26 protein-coding genes are annotated in these 18,136 nt (G+C 57.9%); 14 read left to right on the top strand and 12 right to left on the bottom strand.

Translation table 11 applies throughout. The features are described 5' to 3' along the window. Positions 1 to 20: 20 nt before the first annotated feature. A complete protein-coding gene (locus tag KIN_RS21115; RefSeq protein ID WP_159810899.1) occupies positions 21 to 290 on the bottom strand; it encodes a hypothetical protein in 270 nt (89 codons plus the stop codon). A 252-nt stretch (positions 291 to 542) separates the two neighbouring features. Between KIN_RS21115 and KIN_RS21110 the strand changes: the two genes are divergently transcribed. From KIN_RS21110 to KIN_RS21095, 4 genes are all read left to right on the top strand, one after another. Beyond that, a complete protein-coding gene (locus KIN_RS21110; protein ID WP_159810897.1) occupies positions 543 to 2,885 on the top strand; it encodes a heavy metal translocating P-type ATPase in 2,343 nt (780 codons plus the stop codon). A gap of 37 nt (positions 2,886 to 2,922) precedes the next feature. Further along, positions 2,923 to 3,444, top strand: coding sequence for a TRAP transporter small permease subunit (locus tag KIN_RS21105; protein WP_243145002.1), 522 nt, complete (start codon positions 2,923 to 2,925; stop codon positions 3,442 to 3,444). Continuing rightward, positions 3,434 to 4,807 (top strand): TRAP transporter large permease, encoded by a 1,374-nt coding sequence (locus KIN_RS21100; RefSeq protein WP_243145001.1) that lies wholly within the window; start codon positions 3,434 to 3,436, stop codon positions 4,805 to 4,807. The genes KIN_RS21105 and KIN_RS21100 overlap by 11 nt, the downstream gene beginning before the upstream one ends. A gap of 126 nt (positions 4,808 to 4,933) precedes the next feature. Next, positions 4,934 to 5,410 carry a L,D-transpeptidase family protein gene (locus KIN_RS21095; protein ID WP_159810967.1) on the top strand — a complete coding sequence of 159 codons (477 nt, stop codon included), beginning with the start codon at positions 4,934 to 4,936 and terminating at the stop codon, positions 5,408 to 5,410. Here KIN_RS21095 and lspA read toward each other — a convergent pair. The 9 genes from lspA to KIN_RS21050 all read right to left on the bottom strand — a co-directional run bounded on the left by lspA (position 5,401) and on the right by KIN_RS21050 (position 11,298). Further along, positions 5,401 to 5,865, bottom strand: coding sequence for a signal peptidase II (gene lspA / locus KIN_RS21090; protein WP_159810965.1), 465 nt, complete (start codon positions 5,863 to 5,865; stop codon positions 5,401 to 5,403). The genes KIN_RS21095 and lspA overlap by 10 nt on opposite strands. A 13-nt stretch (positions 5,866 to 5,878) precedes the next feature. Continuing rightward, the gene (locus tag KIN_RS21085) at positions 5,879 to 6,661 is read right to left on the bottom strand and encodes a ZIP family metal transporter (RefSeq protein ID WP_100269129.1); all 783 of its coding nucleotides are present in this window, start codon (positions 6,659 to 6,661) and stop codon (positions 5,879 to 5,881) included. 26 nt (positions 6,662 to 6,687) lie between these two features. Next, the gene (locus KIN_RS21080; RefSeq protein WP_159810895.1) at positions 6,688 to 7,137 is read right to left on the bottom strand and encodes a DUF411 domain-containing protein; all 450 of its coding nucleotides are present in this window, start codon (positions 7,135 to 7,137) and stop codon (positions 6,688 to 6,690) included. Positions 7,138 to 7,140: 3 nt separating this feature from the next. Then, a complete protein-coding gene (locus KIN_RS21075; RefSeq protein ID WP_159810893.1) occupies positions 7,141 to 8,514 on the bottom strand; it encodes a M23 family metallopeptidase in 1,374 nt (457 codons plus the stop codon). Then, positions 8,511 to 9,137, bottom strand: coding sequence for an SCO family protein (locus tag KIN_RS21070; RefSeq protein ID WP_159810891.1), 627 nt, complete (start codon positions 9,135 to 9,137; stop codon positions 8,511 to 8,513). Before KIN_RS21070 ends, KIN_RS21075 begins: the two co-directional genes overlap by 4 nt. Continuing rightward, entirely contained in the window at positions 9,137 to 9,562 is a 426-nt protein-coding gene (locus KIN_RS21065) for a copper chaperone PCu(A)C (RefSeq protein ID WP_373281689.1), read from the bottom strand. Before KIN_RS21065 ends, KIN_RS21070 begins: the two co-directional genes overlap by 1 nt. 61 nt (positions 9,563 to 9,623) lie before the next feature. After that, a complete protein-coding gene (locus KIN_RS21060; protein ID WP_159810887.1) occupies positions 9,624 to 10,283 on the bottom strand; it encodes a DsbA family protein in 660 nt (219 codons plus the stop codon). Continuing rightward, positions 10,280 to 10,705, bottom strand: coding sequence for a disulfide bond formation protein B (locus tag KIN_RS21055; protein ID WP_159810885.1), 426 nt, complete (start codon positions 10,703 to 10,705; stop codon positions 10,280 to 10,282). Before KIN_RS21055 ends, KIN_RS21060 begins: the two co-directional genes overlap by 4 nt. Further along, positions 10,702 to 11,298: an SCO family protein gene (locus KIN_RS21050; RefSeq protein WP_159810883.1), complete on the bottom strand. Its 597-nt coding sequence runs from the start codon at positions 11,296 to 11,298 to the stop codon at positions 10,702 to 10,704. Before KIN_RS21050 ends, KIN_RS21055 begins: the two co-directional genes overlap by 4 nt. 172 nt (positions 11,299 to 11,470) lie before the next feature. Between KIN_RS21050 and KIN_RS21045 the strand changes: the two genes are divergently transcribed. From KIN_RS21045 to KIN_RS21020, 6 genes are all read left to right on the top strand, one after another. Then, positions 11,471 to 11,899 (top strand): MerR family transcriptional regulator, encoded by a 429-nt coding sequence (locus KIN_RS21045; RefSeq protein ID WP_100269137.1) that lies wholly within the window; start codon positions 11,471 to 11,473, stop codon positions 11,897 to 11,899. A 100-nt stretch (positions 11,900 to 11,999) separates the two neighbouring features. After that, complete coding sequence (locus KIN_RS21040; RefSeq protein WP_159810881.1) at positions 12,000 to 12,770, top strand: transglutaminase-like domain-containing protein; 771 nt, start codon at positions 12,000 to 12,002, stop codon at positions 12,768 to 12,770. After that, the gene (locus KIN_RS21035) at positions 12,760 to 13,680 is read left to right on the top strand and encodes a cation diffusion facilitator family transporter (protein ID WP_159810879.1); all 921 of its coding nucleotides are present in this window, start codon (positions 12,760 to 12,762) and stop codon (positions 13,678 to 13,680) included. The genes KIN_RS21040 and KIN_RS21035 overlap by 11 nt, the downstream gene beginning before the upstream one ends. Then, positions 13,680 to 14,228, top strand: coding sequence for a methyltransferase family protein (locus KIN_RS21030; protein ID WP_159810877.1), 549 nt, complete (start codon positions 13,680 to 13,682; stop codon positions 14,226 to 14,228). Before KIN_RS21035 ends, KIN_RS21030 begins: the two co-directional genes overlap by 1 nt. Positions 14,229 to 14,584: 356 nt before the next feature. After that, positions 14,585 to 14,797: a helix-turn-helix domain-containing protein gene (locus KIN_RS21025; protein ID WP_058276259.1), complete on the top strand. Its 213-nt coding sequence runs from the start codon at positions 14,585 to 14,587 to the stop codon at positions 14,795 to 14,797. A gap of 33 nt (positions 14,798 to 14,830) precedes the next feature. Continuing rightward, positions 14,831 to 15,019 (top strand): hypothetical protein, encoded by a 189-nt coding sequence (locus tag KIN_RS21020; RefSeq protein WP_159810875.1) that lies wholly within the window; start codon positions 14,831 to 14,833, stop codon positions 15,017 to 15,019. A gap of 11 nt (positions 15,020 to 15,030) precedes the next feature. Here the strand turns inward: KIN_RS21020 and KIN_RS21015 are convergent, their stop codons facing one another. Then, on the bottom strand, positions 15,031 to 15,279 hold the full coding sequence (locus tag KIN_RS21015) for a hypothetical protein (protein WP_159810873.1): 249 nt from the start codon (positions 15,277 to 15,279) through the stop codon (positions 15,031 to 15,033). A gap of 158 nt (positions 15,280 to 15,437) precedes the next feature. On the opposite strand from KIN_RS21015, the gene KIN_RS21010 reads away from it, so the two are divergent. Beyond that, positions 15,438 to 15,902: a helix-turn-helix domain-containing protein gene (locus KIN_RS21010; RefSeq protein WP_159810871.1), complete on the top strand. Its 465-nt coding sequence runs from the start codon at positions 15,438 to 15,440 to the stop codon at positions 15,900 to 15,902. After that, on the top strand, positions 15,899 to 16,477 hold the full coding sequence (locus KIN_RS21005) for a PIN domain-containing protein (protein WP_159810869.1): 579 nt from the start codon (positions 15,899 to 15,901) through the stop codon (positions 16,475 to 16,477). The genes KIN_RS21010 and KIN_RS21005 overlap by 4 nt, the downstream gene beginning before the upstream one ends. 15 nt (positions 16,478 to 16,492) lie before the next feature. Here KIN_RS21005 and KIN_RS21000 read toward each other — a convergent pair whose 3' ends face one another. Beyond that, positions 16,493 to 17,071, bottom strand: a complete 579-nt coding sequence (locus KIN_RS21000) for a hypothetical protein (protein WP_159810867.1) — start codon at positions 17,069 to 17,071, stop codon at positions 16,493 to 16,495. Between the two features lie 129 nt (positions 17,072 to 17,200). Between KIN_RS21000 and KIN_RS22620 the strand changes: the two genes are divergently transcribed. Further along, positions 17,201 to 17,557 carry a hypothetical protein gene (locus KIN_RS22620; protein ID WP_159810865.1) on the top strand — a complete coding sequence of 119 codons (357 nt, stop codon included), beginning with the start codon at positions 17,201 to 17,203 and terminating at the stop codon, positions 17,555 to 17,557. Continuing rightward, a complete protein-coding gene (locus tag KIN_RS20990; RefSeq protein WP_306439018.1) occupies positions 17,502 to 18,122 on the top strand; it encodes a lytic transglycosylase domain-containing protein in 621 nt (206 codons plus the stop codon). Before KIN_RS22620 ends, KIN_RS20990 begins: the two co-directional genes overlap by 56 nt. Positions 18,123 to 18,136: the final 14 nt, after the last annotated feature.

Raw genomic sequence — 18,136 nt, 5'->3', positions numbered from 1 at the left:
GGTCGGTCCAGCCGCCAGAGCTACGCGGCCGGTTTGACGCAGATCGGGTTGCCGCCCGACGTCCTGAGCGGCAAGAGCGTGTCCTCGACCGGCCCGGAATGCATGTACCAATAGCAGTTGTCTTCCGGCCGCAAGCGCGCGGTTGTGAGATCCTGGTTTGGAGCCGCCAGCGCAGCGATTTGCTCTGGGACCGGCGGCAGCGCGCCCGAGCCTTGTGAATTCGAGAGGGTTTCCGAGCAGGCTCCGAGCGCCACGCCGAGAAGGATAAAAATTGCGCTCCGTGTGTACATAAACTCACTGTCCTGCTGCTTTGAATTCTTAGATGCGTCTTTCTCGCATCCGACGGAATGTGGTGCAACGCAAAGGCAAGATCACAGGCAAATTTCCTGAGGAAAGTGACCGAAACTCAATGGTTTCGTCCCAATACGCCTGCGATCATTTCATGAACGGCGCGGCCACCCCACAGACCGAATTTTTCTCTTGAACCTCTAGTTGCTGTAGGGCGTAAGACCTCCCCATAACAGCGAATCCGAGGATAATCCATGCCACATGACGGTGCTCAAAACAGCCACGACCATTCTCCTGTATCTGAGGACGCTTGCGACAGCTGTTGCGGAGGACAGGCCATTGAGCCAACGAACGGTCAAGCCTCGGACGGCCGCAGTTTCCATGTCAGTGGCCTGGATTGTGCCGAAGAGGTCTCGATCCTGAACCGGGTCGTCGGACCGGAAGTTGGTGGTACGGAGTATCTCGCGTTTGACGTTATCAATGCGCGGATGACGGTTTTGGAAGGCGGGACGAACCCGTCTTCGGACAAGATCCTTGAATTGGTTGCGACCACCGGGATGACGGCCAAACCCTGGGATATCCAAGACGCCAGCGCGGATCAGGCCGCACATCTGAAGAAACAAAAACTGTTCACGATGCTCAGTGGCGGCTTCTGGGCGGCGGGGTTCATCTACCACATCATTGAGACTGGGTTCGGCGGTGCCATCGGATTGTTCTCGGGCCATGGTGATGCGCCGATGTCCATGGCAGAAGCGGGACTGTTCGCAATAGCAATACTGTTTGGCGTTTGGCTTGTCGCACCCAAAGCGTGGTCGTCGGCGCGTCGGCTTTCTCCAGACATGAACCTGTTGATGGTGGTCGCCGTGGCCGGGGCCATCGGGCTTGGCGAGTTTTTCGAAGCCGCAACAGTGGCGTTTTTCTTTTCGCTGTCACTCTATCTTGAAAGTTGGAGTGTGGGGCGCGCGCGCAATGCTGTGTCAGCGCTTCTCGACCTCGCACCCCCGACAGCCCGTGTGCTCTATGACGATGGCTCAGAGGCCGACGTTCCCGCCGCGGCTGTAGCTGTCGGTGCGCGGTTCATCGTGCGCGGTGGCGACCGTATTCCCCTCGACGGGGAAGTTGTCGACGGGGCAGGGGCCGTCGATCAGGCCCCCATTACGGGTGAAAGCGCCTTGGTGCCAAAAGGAGCGGGCGATGATGTCTACGCCGGCACCATCAACGGCGAGGGCACTTTAACTGTACGGGCAACAAAAGCTGCCTCCGACACGGTCTTGTCCAAAATCATCCGCATGGTGGGCGATGCACATTCACGCCGCGCCGAGGTTGAACAATGGGTGACGAAGTTCGCCCGTATCTACACACCGGTTGTAATGGGGCTGGCCGTTCTGATTGCCTTGGTTCCACCGCTTGTCGCAGGCGGTGACTGGGGCTTTTGGTTCTACAACGCGCTAGTTCTGCTGGTCATCGCCTGCCCTTGTGCCTTGGTGATCTCAACGCCGGTTTCAATCGTCGCAGCCCTTGCGGCCGCAGCGCGCAATGGCGTGTTGATCAAGGGCGGGGCCTATGTTGAAGCGCCGGGTCGCACGACGGCGCTTGCGATGGACAAGACCGGCACGATCACGATGGGAGAACCGGAAGTCGCTGCGGTCTATCCGATTGGCGAGACGTCCGAACGCGACCTGCTTATGCGCGCCGCGGCGCTTGAAGCAAGATCGTCACACCCGCTGGCCCGTGCGATTCTGAGCCGTGCAGAACAAGACGGCCTCTCCGTTTCCGCAGCCGACAACACACGCACTGTGCCGGGCCGCGGCCTCGAAGGAGACATGGGCGACCAGTCCATTTGGCTGGGGTCAGACCGATTTGCCGAAGAAAAAGGGTTCGGGTCCGCAATTCCATCTGATTTGCGCGACCGCATCGAAGGGGCAGGCAACACGCTGGTCGCCGTTGGGGACGCGGCTGGCGTCAGCGGCGTATTGGAATTGCGCGACCGGATCCGGCCTGATGCCAAGGGCATCGTTGCCCGCTTGCACGCACAAGGCGTGAAAAAGATCGTGATGCTCACAGGCGACAACACGGCCACGGCAAAGGCAGTGGCTGCAGAAGTCGGCATCGACGAGGTGCGCGCGGAACTGCTGCCCGAGGACAAGGTTACCGCCATCGAAGAACTGGTGGCAGAGTATGGCACTGTCGCAATGATCGGGGATGGCGTGAACGATGCGCCTGCAATGGCGCGCGCACATTACGGGATCGCCATGGGGGCCGTGGGATCGGACGCCGCAATTGAAACGGCTGACATTGCGCTCATGACCGACGATATCGGCAAGGTGCCCTGGCTGATCGGCCATTCCCGACGGACCATGTCGATCATCAAACAGAACATCGGGCTGTCCCTTGCTACCAAAGCTGTCTTTGTTGTCGCGACCGCCTTTGGCATGGCCTCGATGTGGGGCGCAATCGCCGCTGACGTCGGCGTGTCCCTTCTTGTCGTTGCCAATGCGCTGCGGCTTCTACAGGCCCGCGAGGACGATGCTGGACCGCGTGGTGGACGAAAGGTTGGCACGGAAATGGCAAAAGGCGCGCTGGCACACGGACACTGACAGGCGACCGGCAAGGCACGTTGGGAGGCGAGGCGGCTTGCGACTGATAGATTGGATTGAGCGTTGCATTCGCGGCATTGGCGTCACGACTGCTTGGCTGACCGTGGTTTCGATTGCCGCTTACGGCGCGCTTCAGATGCTGGATCGCAAACTCCAACTTGGCGTGTCGAGCTATTTGCCGGACCTCTCCACGTCTCTGCTATTCATCCTGATCTTCCTGACCTTTGGGTATACTTACCTGTGCGACGGTCACGTGCGAGTTGATGTTCTTCGCAGACATTGGTCCGCGCGCCGCATTGCGTGGATCGAACTGATTGGCGGCCTTTTTGTCCTTCTGCCGCTTGCTGGCATCCTGACCTACTACGGATGGGACGGTTTGATGCGCACCACGAAATATGCGGAAACCCAGTTGTGGGCACAACGTATTGCCGGGGTCATCGGCCCTATTTTGCTGGCTCTTGCGGGGGTGATCGTAGCCCTGCGCAACATCGCCTTTCTGGTGGGGAAACGTGCGCAAGGCGCTCCAGAACAATCGGGCGGCCTCCATAATGGTGAATGAAGTCCTCACGGTCGCCATGCTTGTCGTGATGGCCATCGGGGTCTTCAGTGGTTTTCCGGTAGCGCTGGTCCTAGCAGGGACGGGCTTCTTGGGGTTTGTCGCGGCGGTTTGGGTGGGGATCACTGATTTTCAGCATCTGGGGCTGATATACCTGCGGGCCCGCGGTGTCTTGACCAATGAATCCGTCCAATTCACCAGCGTTCCAATGTTAATTTTTCTGGGCCTGATCCTGAATGCCAGCGGGATTGCCGAAACCATGTTTCGCCTGTTGGGGCGTCTTCTGACAGGCGTTCCGGGTCGCTATGCCATCGCAACCCTGCTGATCGGCCTCGTGCTCGCTCCCGCCGCCGGGGTGATCGGCGCATCGGTCATCACTGTGGCGTTGGTGGCCTATGCCCCGATGATGGCGTCGGGATACGCCCCACGAACTGCAGGAGGCGCTGTTGCGGCCTCTGGTGCACTGGGTGTCGTGTTCCCACCAGCCGTGATGCTGTTCTTCATCTCGAACGTGTTCTACCTGCGCATTGGATTGATGTATGTGGCCCTCATCGTACCTGTGCTTCTGATGGTCATGGCCTTCGCGATCTACTTTGCGGTCACCTTGAGAAAAACGGTCGAAATCCCGCTGGACGCACACAAGACCAATCTTGTGTCAGACCTTTTGTTTGTACTCGCGTCTGTCGCGGTCATCGCATCCATTCCGCTCAGCATCATTCTGGGCTTTGCGACACTCACGGAGGCGGCAGGCGTGGGGGTGTTTGGCGCGCTATTGGTCGCGCTGGCGCGAAAGCGCTTGTCTTTCTCATCGTTGAACTCTGTCACGCTGCAGACAAGCACGATGACGTCGATGGTCTTCTTCATCGTATTGGGCGCATCGGTATTCTCGCTGAGTTTCCACCTGGTCGGTGGACCGGACGTCATCTTCGAGTGGATATCCGCATTCGATCTCACCCGGTGGGAACTGTTGGCGATCCTCCTTGGCGTGATCATCGTCCTTGGGTTTGTGTTTGACTGGATCGAGGTACTGCTGGTCTTTGTACCCGTACTGATGCCGATTATTTCAGAGCTCGACTTCGCAGATCACGTCGGCTCTGCCTACTTTGAGCAGATCTGGATCGCTGGCCTGATTGCACTGGCCTTGCAAACGTCCTTCCTGACGCCTCCTTTCGGCTATGCCCTGTTTTTTGCCAAGATGGCGGCACCGAAGGGTGTCAATCTGTCCGATATCTATCGCGGCGCGGTACCGCTTGTTGCCATCGAGATCGTATTGATCGTGGCGCTGATCTCGTTCCCTCAGCTTATCACCTGGCTGCCTGAAATGTCCCTTGGGGATGCGGATGCGCCGCAATTGATCCAGCGGTGACTTATCCAGCGGGTGTCGGCTGCGATTGATCTGAATTCAGCATTGCGATACTCATTTTCCAAACAAATCGTCCACAAAGGACATCGAGCAGCGATGAGTTACAGGTTTCCAAGGCGCTTTCTTCTCATGGGCGGTATGGCCGCATTCCTTGCTGGATGCGCGAGTAAATTCCGCTCGTACAACGGTCCGGAAGTCACGCGCGTGCGCCTTTACAAGTCGGAAAGACTTCTGGTCCTCGATGGCGCGCAAGGCGTGCTTAAGACGTACCCGGTCGGCCTTGGCTTCGCGCCGGAGGGACACAAACAATTCGAGGGCGATGGCCGCACGCCAGAGGGTGCCTACACCATCGACCGCCGCAATCCCGACAGCTTGTTTCATCTGTCTGTCGGTATTTCCTATCCCAACGATGCAGACGTTGCCTTTGCTGAAGCGCAGGGCAAGCCTCCCGGCGGCGACATCTTCATCCACGGTGGCCCCCGAAAAGGTATCGATCCGACGAACAAGCAGGATTGGACGGCCGGTTGCATCGCCGTCACGGATCGACAGATCGAAGATGTCTACGCGATGGTACGCGATGGCACGCCAATTGACATTTACGCATGACGGTTGGACCGTAAGATCGGGGGTAGGAGCAAAATAGCGACACCACCGACGACGAAAACATCCGCGAGGTTGAACGCGGGCCAGTGAAGGTCGCCGATGTGGAAATCCAGAAAGTCTGTCACAGCCCGAAACCGGACACGGTCCAGGATATTCCCAAGCGCGCCACCGATGATCGCTCCATAAGCAATTGCCTCAAGCTGGCTTTGGGTTCGCAAAAGCAACAGGAACAACCCGCAGCAGATGCAAAGTGCAAGCAAAGTCAGCCCCCACCAGGGGAAACCCGCAAGCATACCAAAGGTTACGCCATCGTTTCGAAAAAACACTAGGTCAAATCCGGGAAAAACCTCGATGCCTCTTGCGAGCACCGAGGCATTTCCAACGACGACCATTTTTGTGGCTTGATCTGCCAGAAGTGCGACTGAGGCGCTGAGAAGTCCGATAACTCTGGTCCTCATCATGTTCATCGCCTCAGCCGAGCCAGACATCAAGGAATAGCATCAAGACAAGTCCTATCGACAGGCCCAGCGTGGCCTTGTTCTGGTGCCCGCTTCTGTGCGTCTCGGGGATGATTTCATGGCTGATGACGTAGAGCATCGCACCTGCTGCGAAGGCCAGTCCCCAGGGCAGAAGCGGTTCGGAGATCGTGATAATCCCCGCCCCAAGCAGACCACCGATAGGTTCCACCATGCCTGTCAGTGCGGCGATCCCCCAAGCGCGGAACTTCGAGTACCCCTCCCCAAGAAGCGATACAGCTACGGCCAATCCTTCGGGTGCGTTCTGTAGTCCGATCCCGATGGCAAGCGGCAGACCGCCAGAAACACCTTCTGCCCCAAAGCCAACACCCACTGCCAGTCCTTCGGGGAAGTTGTGGATCGTGATGGCAATAATGAACAGCCAAACGCGGCGGAGCGATGCCGCCTCCGGCCCTTCACGACCCGTGCTGAAGTGCTCATGCGGCAGTTTCTCGTTCATCAGGGCAACGGCACCCATTCCCAGCAGAATAGCCACGCAGACGATGGCTGCCGGCGCCGCTCCGTTCACGTAGCGTACGTCAGCGGCGTCTAGGGCGGGAATGATCAGCGAAAAGAATGACGCCGCGAGCATGACACCCGCTGCAAATCCTAGCGAGAGGTCGCGTGTTGCACGCGATGGAATCCGCCCAAAGAGCACGGGTATGGCGCCAACGGCTGTCAGTGATCCAGCAGCCAGGCTGCCCAGAAATCCGAGCATGATGGGGGAGAGAGTATCCAAATTCAGGTCTTTCTACATTGTTGAAGTCAGTTGCCAGGATAGCTGGAGAAGACTTCCGTCGATCCGTCGTTGTTGATGAGAAACACGTCATAGGCTTCGCGCCAGCGGCTCTGGTCCATGCCGGGTGATCCAAGCGGCATGCCTGGCACCGCGAGGCCAACAGCGTCCGGTCTCTCGCTGAGCAACCTGCGAATATCATCTGCGGGCACATGGCCCTCGATCACGTACCCTTCGATGAGGCCCGTGTGACAGGACACCATGCGTTGCGGAACGCCGTTGTCGAGTTTGAAGCGGACGAGAAGCCCGGCGAACGTGTCTTCGCCGGTAGGTGCAAAGCCATTTTCTTCGAGGTGCTCCATCCACGCAAGGCAGCACCCGCAGCCGTTTGTCTTTTTCACGTCAATCGGCGTGGTTTCAGCGATCGCCTGGGTGGCGAGACCGAGGAAGAAGGCAATTGCGAGCGATAGTTGTCTCATGTTCTAGAGCCTTTCTGATGTCGCGGTGGCGATGTCGGTGTCCAGCAATCTTGAAAACTGTGCTCGGCTGTCTTCAAGGCGCGACGCAATGTCTGAATTGGTTCCTTCTGCGCTTGCCACTTCGGCAAGCCGTTCTTCCGACATCGGATCTGTCGGACGGCCATCTACGCGCACTTCATAATGCAGGTTTGGACCGGTCGCCGTGCCTGTGGCACCAACGCGGCCGATCATGTCGCCTGCGGCAACCCGGTCCCCGATGGAGAGACCTTCAGGCGTAGAACTCAAATGCGCATAGCGGGTCATGGTGTCGGAACCATGTGCGATCTCAACCACGCGCCCATAGCCGCCGCGCCGCCCAATGAATGAGATACGGCCCGGTGCCGTTGCGTAGACTGGCGTCCCATGCGGCGCCGCAAAATCAACCCCGGTGTGCATGCGCACATCTCCAAAAACCGGGTGCCAGCGATTGCCGTAGACCGAACTCAGCCGCGCGCCCTTCACCGGCTGCACAAACACTCGTAGCAATTCCCCATCGACAAAGATTGTCGCGTTTCCTGAACTGTCGTCAGGCCACACGATTTCATAGAGAGCTTGGTCGATGGTTAGCGCAGCGAAAGACAGGCGAGGCGGTCTGATAACCTGGTCGCCGAATGTGGCCTCGCGCCACATCAGTTGCAACCGCTCGCCGCCTTTCAGATCACGTCGGAAATCGACCGTTCCGCCCAACATCTCGGCCAAGTCTACGGCAAATTGCGCCGGAATATCTGCCGATGCGAGGGTTGCAAAGATCGAGGTTTCCACCGTCGTATCTGCCGCACGAAGAACCAGATCGGGCTCAGGAACGATCTTCCGTGTGGCAATCTCGTGTGCGAACACGGCTTCGATTTGCACGCCTGCGTCGACGGACAATACCACCCGTCTAAGCGACCCCGAAAGCGACGTTTCAACCTCAATCCCATATCCCGGTTTGAGCTTGCGCAGGTCATATTCCGCGGCCAGCGCCAGCGCCACTTCGGCGCGATCCGGTGCAGAGAGGCCTGCTTTGGACAGCAAGGCGTCCAGGGTTTCACCTGAGGACAAGCTGCCCGACCACATCTCCATTGGAGGCTTGGTTTCTGGCATAGCCACATCAAGGACTGGGCGCGATGGCGGTTCTGGTGCCCAAGCGACTATGTCCGATCTAACAACCGCTGGCTCGAAGGGCATCAGCGGTTGAGTTAGGATTGCAGGGTTCTGGAGTGGCGCCGGCTTCCAATCAGACACCGCAACAAGCGCTTCCGGGACAGGGGCACTTTTCCAGTTGTTCGGGAGTCCCGTGACCAACGCGACAGCAACGCCTGCTGCTGCGACGCCTATGGCAGGGTATCTCAATTTCATGACGTTTCTTCTTCTGCTCTTGCGAGAACACGGCGGATCTTCGGCACTGCGAATTCTCGTGGTTCATGGTAATCGATGGTGCTCGCAAACTGTCCCTCAGCATCGAAGAGAAAAACACTAGCCGTGTGGTTCATTGTGTAGTCGTCGCCCTCTGTAGCGACCTTCGCATAGCTCGCGCGGAAGCCTGCCGCAGCGCGCTCCGTCTCTTCCAGCGTCCCACTCCAGCCTTGAATCGCTGGGTGAAAATAGCTGACATACTCGGCCATAGCTGCCACGGAGTCGCGCTCCGGGTCGACCGTGATGAACACGACGTTCATGTCGGCGACATCATCTCCAAGGTCGTCGAGCCAGCCCGAGATATCCGAGAGCGTCGTCGGGCATACATCAGGGCAGTATGTGAAGCCAAAAAACACCATGGATGGATTGCCCAGAAGCGACGCAGGTCCGACAGTTGCACCGCCTTGATCGGTCATCTGAAAGTCCATCTGGGTGAGCGGCAAGGGTCGCTGAGCTGCAGGTTCAGGCGCGCCAGGACCGTCCACACGCCACCAACCGATGAACAGCGTGAATGCAACCACGCTGATAGCTGCGACACCATAGGTGAGGAGAGTTCTTCGGCTCATCAGCCCTCCGGCCCACGTGCCGCAATGCCAAGAATGGGCACATCAACGGTCAGCGTCCCGCCATCGGCAAAGGTCAATGTCAGCGGAAAGGTCTCGCCTTCCACCATCTTGGTTTGCAATCGCATCAGCATGGCATGCATGCCACCTGGCTCAAGCGCGACACTTTCGCCCGCTGGGATGGTGATTTCACCGACTGGGCCCATGGAACTGACGCCATTTGCGTCGGTCTTGGTCTCATGAATGTCAGGCATCATGGCGAGCGGCGTTTCCAGCCCCAACAGTGTCACTGTATCGGTCCCGGTATTGCGCAATGTCATGTAGGCCGCACCTGGACGGTTGATGCCGATTGACGCGCGAGACCATGCGTCTTCGACGACAATATCTTCCGACCCAGCAACAGAGGCAGTGGGCAACCCGACCAGCATACTGAATGCAAGAGCAAGGGCGGTGGAGTATCTCATAGGTTTGTTCCTGATAGTCTCTTGGTCATGATCCATTCGCCGCGACTTCAGCTGCGACGAGGGCGCGCAACTCGTCAGCGCCAAAAGGATCGAGGGGTTTGCCAATTACAAAGAAAGTGGGGGTCTGCCGAACGCCAACTGCTTCCACGTCCGCGCGATCCTGATTGAGAACACCAACTGTCTGTGGTGCCATCATTTGCGTTTTCGCGGCTTCCGCGTCCAGGCCAGCTTCCTGAGCAATCCCAAGGATCAGGCCAGGAGCGGGCGCGCCATGGGATGCCCAACGGGGCTGATACTCGAGGAGCGCTTCCAGGACCGGCTCGAAAATGCCCTGCATACGGGCCGCCTCAAGGACACGAATGGCCTGCTCTGATCCTTCTCCGTGGAAGGGCGTATATCTCAGCACAACACGCACTGCGCCGTCATGCTCCGCCAGTATGTCCTTCACAATCGGATGGAAGGCGCGGCACGCCTCGCAAGCCGGATCGAAGAACTCGACGATGGTGACAGGGGCCTCTTCGGGGCCGAGGATAGGAGAGTAGGGCCGGATTAACGCCTCTGCGATTTCCGGCTGGACCGGCTCGACCTGGGCCACCAGGGCAGGGCGGGATTGATACCAAACGGCGGCGGCAAAGATCGCAAGGCCAACGATTAGGACCGATAGAACGACTGATTTGTTTTTCATGTGCGCTGCTCCTTCAGGGAGAAAATGGACAGGATCGCGATCAGCCCAAAGGCGACCAACGACAAAAGTGGGATGGGGACGCTGAGGAAGACCTGATTGTCATCGGTGCAGGACGGGCCGGTCGCAGTGCAGGGTTGGATACGCTCCGGGAGGAGCCCGGTATAAAGGACCAGATGCCAGAGTGCGATGGCGGCCCCACCAAGGGCGAGCGCAACACCGTAGCGACCGACCCGGTGATCCTCCCACCAGAGACCGAGGCCCAACACGACGGCCAGAGGGAACATAAACGCACGCTGGAACCAGCATAGATTGCACGGAGCCTGCCCCAGAACCTCACCAATATAGAGCACGGCCAGCGAACTCCCCAAAGCGACGATCCACGCGGCGGTCAAAGCCGTCTCTTTTGACATCACCCGGCTCATATTGACATCTGCGCTTTCAGATCGGCAAGGATCTCCTCTGCGGGTGTGCCGTAGACCCACGCCCCCACATATCCGCCTTGGGGATCAAACAGGAACAGCTGAGACGAATGCCCCATCGTGTATCCGTCGGGCGAAGCCGCTTCCTCGATTTTCTCGAAGTACACACGGAAGGTTTCAGATGTTCGCTTGATCTGATCTGCCGTGCCGGTGAGACCGATGATATTGGCATCAAATGCCGGTACGAATTCCGCGAGTTGTTCAGGCGTGTCGCGTTCGGGGTCAATGGAGATAAAGAGCGGCTGGACTTTGGCGGCATCGGAGCCGAGCGCATCCATGACGGCAGCAACCTCGGCCAGGGTCGTGGGGCACACATCGGGGCAATTGGCGAACCCGAAGAAGACGAGCATCCAGCGCCCGGCGAAGTCTTCGTCCGTCTGCACCATGCCTTGATGATCGGTCAGTTCGAAATCAGCCCGGAACGCAGGATCATCAGCGCGCTGTTCATTTCTGGTGGAACCTTGCAGCCAGACGAACCCCACGATCGCGATCGCGGCGAGTCCCCAAAGCACTTTTTGTAACGCAGATAATCTCATTGGTCGTGTTGCGCCCGATTCCGCCCATTTTTAGAGCGTTCTAAATGTTCTAGTTGCTAGAGGTTCAAGCTGTTTCTTGGCTTGAAACCAGCCTGTCACGGACCCGTGACTATAGTGCTGGCTTGCGCATGCCAATAGCTATAGCTACCAACACTATAGATATGGAGGTTGCATGCTCACGATCGGAAGCTTGGGAAAGAAAACCGGAACGAAAGTTCAGACCATCCGGTACTATGAACAGATCGGGTTGATGCCCGAACCGGGTCGCACTGAAGGCGGGCAGCGGCGCTACGGGGATGCGGAAGTTGACCGCTTGTCCTTTATCCGGCACGCACGCCAGTTGGGGTTTCCCCTTGAAGCGATCCGCGAGCTTCTCGATCTCAGCGACAATCCCGACCGCTCCTGCCATGAGGCGGATTCCATCGCCCGGCGACAACTCAAACAAGTAGAACTAAGGATGGATCGGCTGAAAGCGCTTCGCACCGAGCTGAAGCGCATGATCCACGAATGCAGCGGTGGCAATACGGCGGACTGCAAGGTTCTCGAGGTCTTGCGCGATCACTCGGAATGTCTGACTGATCACAATGAAATAGGGGCTTAACCGTTTCCACGGCCCTCAAGCGTTAATTTCCAAAAGGCCCTTGAACCTACAGTCACTGTAGCAATTACATCTTACTCAAAGACGATTCGAGGAGATGAAAATGAGCGATGATGATCGGCTGTTGACAGCAACCCCAATCTTAAACTTCGACCACCCGTCGATTGCACAACTGATCGAAGACAGAGGGTGGAAAGCTCTTTCTCAACATGACCGGATCGGCGCAGTCTACGATTTCGTCCGCAATGAAATCGCCTTCGGGTACAACAGCGCAGACGACATCTCCGCCGCTGATGTGCTCGCTGACGGTTTTGGTCAATGCAACACCAAGGGGACGCTTCTCATGGCGCTGCTGCGCGCGGTTGGCGTCCGTTGTCGCCTTCACGGCTTCACGGTTCATAAAGAGCTTCAACGGGGCGTCGTGCCCGAACTCGTGTATCCGATTGCTCCAGAAGAGATCATTCACTCATGGGTTGAGGTGAAGACCGAGACGGGTTGGGCAAACCTCGAAGGGTTCATTTTGGATGCAGAGTTTCTCTCGGCACTCCAATCCACATTTTCCGATACACCCAGCCTCTGCGGTTATGGGGCAGGGACCAACTGCCTGCAGGCGCCGCCAGTGGAGTGGACAGGTAGCGACACATACATCCAGGAAACCGGCATTGTTCAGGACTTCGGAACTTTCGACGCGCCCGACGACTTTTACGCCAATCATCAGCAGTCGTTCAGCTTCGTGAAAGGCTCGTTGTACCGCCATATCATCCGCCATTGGATGAATGCACGAGTGCGCCGAATTCGATCCGGGAGTGTTCCGCAGATTCCCGGCCGGGCATTGCCCAATCATAACCACGAGGACTCGCGTCATGCCTCATGATCACGGCCAAGCGCATATTGATCCCGCGTCAGGCGACCGCCGTGTCTCCATCGCGATCTGGGCCAACGCGCTTCTGACGGTTGCGCAGATCGTTGGCGGGATCATGTCCGGCAGCCTCGCTCTTATTGCCGATGCGCTGCACAATTTCTCGGACATGGCGTCCTTGGTGATCGCCTTCGCTGCACGAAAGATCGCAAGACGCCCCGCCGATGAGCGCATGACATTCGGCTATGGCCGGATCGAAGTTGTGGCTGCCTTGATCAACTACACGACCCTCATCCTCGTTGGTGTCTATCTCATCTACGAGGGCGGAATGCGCATGATCGCGCCGACCGCAGTGGCCGGTTGGACCGTGGTGATCCTGGGCTCGGTGGCGCTGGTCGTGGACACGCTGACAGCGTTGCTGACGTATTCGATGCAGAAGGGCAGCGTGAACATCCGGGCGCTCTTCCTGCACAACCTGTCAGACGCGTTGGCTTCTGTTGCCGTGATTATCGGCGGCTCGCTCATCTTGCTCTATGATATGTGGTGGGTCGATCCGGCGATCACCATCGGCATCGCGCTCTACATTCTTTATCTCGCCGTGACTGAAATTGGTGGCCCCATTCGTATCCTGATGCTCGGAAGCCCGCCCGACATCGACAATGATGCCGTTGTTGCTGCAATCAGGGAGGTCGACGGGGTCCATGATGTCCACCACGTTCATCTGTGGCAGATGCAAGAGAACGAAACGGCATTGGACTGCCATGTCGTGACGGCTGATGGCGCGTCCGGCGAAAAGATCAAAGTTGCCGTGAAGCAGCGCCTCGCCGAAGAGTTCGATATCCGGCACTCCACGCTCGAATTGGAAGATCGGAAAAATGCGCACGAGGGCGCGAAACTCTATGGGCATGATAAGGCAGGAACTTGATGGAAACTACTCTGGTTTCCGTGGGTCTGGGAATTGCTGCGGCCACGCTTGGTTCGATCCTTTGGTCAATCGCTTACCCAGAGCGCCGCATCTGGCCACCCCAGCAGTACACAGCCATCACTCCAATACTGGTTTGGGTGCCGACGTTTTCGTTGTTTGGCATTCTGATTGTGCTTGGCGTCTTGGGCTGGGGCGATCTGGCGTTTCCCAATTGGCTGCGGTTTGGGCTCGGACTACCCTTCATTGTGATCGGCAATGTCATCGTGTGGTCCGAAGTCGCGCATTTCGGGGTGCCGCAAACCGGCGGCGCAAAGGGCACTCTGAGGACCGTGGGCATGTATCGCTACTCACGCAATCCTCAGTATGTGGCTGATACCGCGATTGTCGTAGGTTGGATGGTTCTTTCGTCAGCACCTTGGGCACTCGCGATCGGAGCCGCTGCCATCCTTGTTCTAATAGCCGCGCCCTTCTCGGAGGAGCCTTGGCTGAAGGAACAGTACGGGTCAGAGTTTGAAGCCTATGCGGCGCGAGTGAGTAGGTTTCTTTGACCCACTATAATACTGCGATTTAGCTAGCGGTCGCGACGGTGCCACCGTTCTAAGGATGTGACGGGGCGTCATTCGGGTGCGCGGGCTGCTCACCATAAATTTACATAATAGACCTTATCGGCCACAATCATGAGTTTAAGAGTCGCCCTCGCCTCTACCTATCAGAGTGGGCAAAACCTCGCCCAAATCTCGATCCAAACTCGCTACCACACTTGGTCATGCTATCTTCTTCAATCAAATGGCGAGCTTGATCGACACCTTTGAAACAAGAAAATCTCACAGTATCAGCCGCTTCATTGTCGAATGTATAGTATATTGCGTGGTTAAATACACCACATCGTGGCCGATCTTCGGTCATGAATCTGAAGGAACGAGTAGGACTGAACCTCCAAGACGCCCGGCGTGCCAAGGGCGTCAGCCAAGAAGAGTTGGCGCACCGTGCGAATGTGAACCGCGGCTATGTCGGCAAAATCGAGAATGCCAAGTATTCCGCTTCTCTCACGACGCTCGAAAAGATCGCGCGCGCCCTCAACATCGATCCCTCAGAGTTACTGAAACCCCGCAGCTAGGAGGCCGGCCAACATCCTGCTCCGGGACGGCGCGTGGATGAGCGTCTTACGAAGGGTGTTCCCGTGCGCGAAGGTGTCGCGATCGTGGATGGCCGCGAGTTTGTCGTCTGGCAAGAACACCTGTGGAACACCGGGAAACGGTCCAGAGCATGGTTCGTGCCACCCGAGGACGTCTGTTCCATGAAAATTACGGAACGCGACATCGACCTGGACCCCTCTTAGCGCGACGCGGGCTAGCGCGCCTTGTTCGACTGCGCGAGAACCGTCCCGGCCAAAGACTTGGTATCGTCACTGTACTTGTCGCTTTGCAGGACTTTGGACGCTTTGTCTTCCATGGCAGCCCCTGTTTGTTTGCCTGTGCCGGACTGCGCCAGTGCCGAGGCCGCCAGGCTCTTGGCCGTCGCAGAGGCGTTGGGGTCACTGAGAGTTGCCGCTGCCTGAGAGGCCACTTTGCTTGAAGTGCGCTTCGTATTCTTTCCCATGAGACTGCTCCGAAAATCGAATCTGTTCCTGTTTTGTGTACACCAGCCACTTGCCTGCGTCTATCGGAATCGTTACGCTTATTTCACTTATTCCGGTTATTTCTCTTGTAAGTGAGCGGCTCGCGGTGCATCTAGAGGCTAAAAGCAGGAGGGAAATCGTGGTCGATACAGCAGAAAAACCGGCTCAGAGCGGGCTCATGGAGCGTCCGCCGACCGCCGAGGAAATCGATAGCGCCGCGCATGCCGCGACGGCGATCGCGGTCGCGATGGAATTGGACGGCGGCTTGAAGGTGTCCGGAGAGAACGGTGATCCTGTTAGCATCGCTCCGGCTGTCGGAAAGCTGATCATCGAACTGCTCGGTCACGTCAGCAATGGAAATATGGTGACGCTGGTTCCGGTTGGCACCATGCTCACGACCCAAGAAGCGGCAGACATGCTGAATGTGTCCCGGCCCCACCTCACGAAACTCCTCAAGGAAGGACAGATCCGATTTGAAGAAGTCGGCAAGCATCGGCGCGTGCCATTGACGGCGCTCATGCAGTACCGAGAGGAGAAGGCGCAACGCCAGGAACAGGCAATGCGAGATTTGGCACGACTGGGTCAGGAATTCGATAAGGCATGAGTTTTGTGGCCAACCCCTTCGTGGTTGTCCTTGATGCGAACGTCCTGTTCCCGTTCCGCGTTCGCGACGTCCTGCTGACGTTTACGCAGGAGGGGCTATTCAGGGCGCGGGTGACGGACGAGATCCTCGACGAATGGACGCGCAACCTGATCAGGCTCAAACCGCATCTCGAGAAGAGCGTTCGCCAGCAAGAAGCGGTGATCAGAAGCACATTCGAAGAATGCTTCGTAACAGGCCACCAGCCTTTGATGGCCGGATTGAAGCTGCCGGACCCGGATGACCGTCACGTCCTCGCTGCGGCGATCCGCTGCTCAGCCCAAGTCATCGTGACAGAAAATCATAAGGACTTTCCAAGCGAAGTTCTGGACGAGTATGGCGTTGAGACGCTTGGTGCGGATGACATGCTCGCAAACACATACGACTTGTTTCCCTCGGGTGGCGCGCGCGCGTTGCGCCGCGTCCGCAAAAGGTATGACAACCCAGCGATGTCCCCGTCGGAGTTTCTTCTCGATCTGACCCGACATGGCCTGTCGAAACTGGCGGCTCAGGCCCGCGCTGACATCGAATACCTATAGCAATGGCAGCGGGCGTCAGTAATTGACCCAGTCGGTGTAGTCCATGGCCCCTCCGTAATCGCCATATTCCATCATGACGGCCCGACTGTAGAAAAACCAAAGCCCGCCAGACCCTGGGGTCGGGAGGTTCTGGCCATTCTCAGAGGTGAAGGACGCCGGCCAGGGCGTATGAGACCCATAGACCCGGACGATATAGTGGCAGTTCTGATTTTCATGATCGCATGATCGGACCGACCAGTCCCACTGACGAGGTTCATCCCGCGGTTCATAGGAGCGACCCCTCCACCAGAGAACGCGGGTCCGGCGCAGCCAGGAATACTCCGGTGTCGAAATATCCAAGGCCGCGCTTCCGCCTGGACCTCCCAAAGCAACGGGAACGGCAGCGTAGGTGCAAACCCCGAAAGGCGGCCTGCTCGGCCAGGGCGTGATACGCCGGATCATCTCGGCATAGGCTGCTGAGCACACAGCACTTGAGGGAAACCCACCAGCCATACAGAGCATGATCGCGCAGTCCATGTCGTAGGCGCGCGCGTCCTCCGCACCGAACGCCAACCCCGCGGCCACGGCCAGCGCACCTGTTCGAGCAAGTTTCATATCGGCCTCCATTGAGTCTCTAGGCCAATTCTCGCTCAAATTACACATTGTGCAATATTTCATATTGCAGAGTAATGCCTTTCTGCGGAATGCTGCCGATTGTAGAAGGGCTCCCAGTGGGGGAGCCCGGTGCCGATCGCAAGAGACCAGATTTTGATTACCATTGATGGGGTGAAAGACCTCATCGGGTCGGGAGTCGACTTCCGCTGTCGGTACGAGCTTGTCGAGTTCACGGACGATGGGAAGCCCCGCTATCAGTGTGTTTACCTCCGTGCAGGAGAGCCCGAGGCGATCCTGGTCTCAACACGGTTCGGCCCACATGGTCCTGAACCCCGCCTCTTCAACATCTGGCCAGGCCTCTTCAAACATCACCGTGAATTCGGTGACGGCCGCGCTCTTTGTTTTGACCTCGACTACGCTGTTACCTTCGATGCTGTCGGCGGAGGTGATGATCTTCGGTCGGGACGGCAGCGTCCGGACAACTGACGGCTGGACATTCCACGGCCGAGCCGACGAAGAGGCACCTCTAGGGGACGCTCGAAGCTTCGCGGCCACGCCACAGAGCAACATTCTTGAGGCGATCAGACAGACCGCCACAAGGCACGAAGGCAATGAAGCGGTCAGGGCGATGGGTCTCGGTCCTGACGACTGGATGGCCTTGTTCTGCGCACTAATCGAAGCGGAAAGCGCCTACCGACCAACCGCCAGAAGCGCAAAGGGGGCTTACGGGTTGGGCCAACTCATGCCCGCGACAGCGCGGGACCTGGGCGTCGACAGAGTCGATATCGCACAAAACCTCGACGGATCGGCGCGATATCTTCTGGCGCAACTTGCCGCTTTCGAAGACATCGACCTTGCACTTGCTGCCTACAACGCCGGACCCCAACGTGTTGAGGAATATGGCGGTGTGCCACCATTTCCTGAGACACGAGATTACATCGCGCGCGTCCACCGAATTCGCGCGCGGCTCTCTAACACTCCGCTCCAAAACATGCCCGGCACGACGGCGCGCGACCAAAGGCGCCCAGCCGTCGTACTGGGCCTCAAATAGGACACAAGAAACGA

This window comes from Litoreibacter roseus, from assembly GCF_009811795.1.
Classification (GTDB): Bacteria; Pseudomonadota; Alphaproteobacteria; order Rhodobacterales; family Rhodobacteraceae; genus Litoreibacter; species Litoreibacter roseus.
The sequence above is the reverse complement of the archived record's forward strand: the minus strand, read 5'-3'. Positions and strand labels throughout refer to the sequence as shown.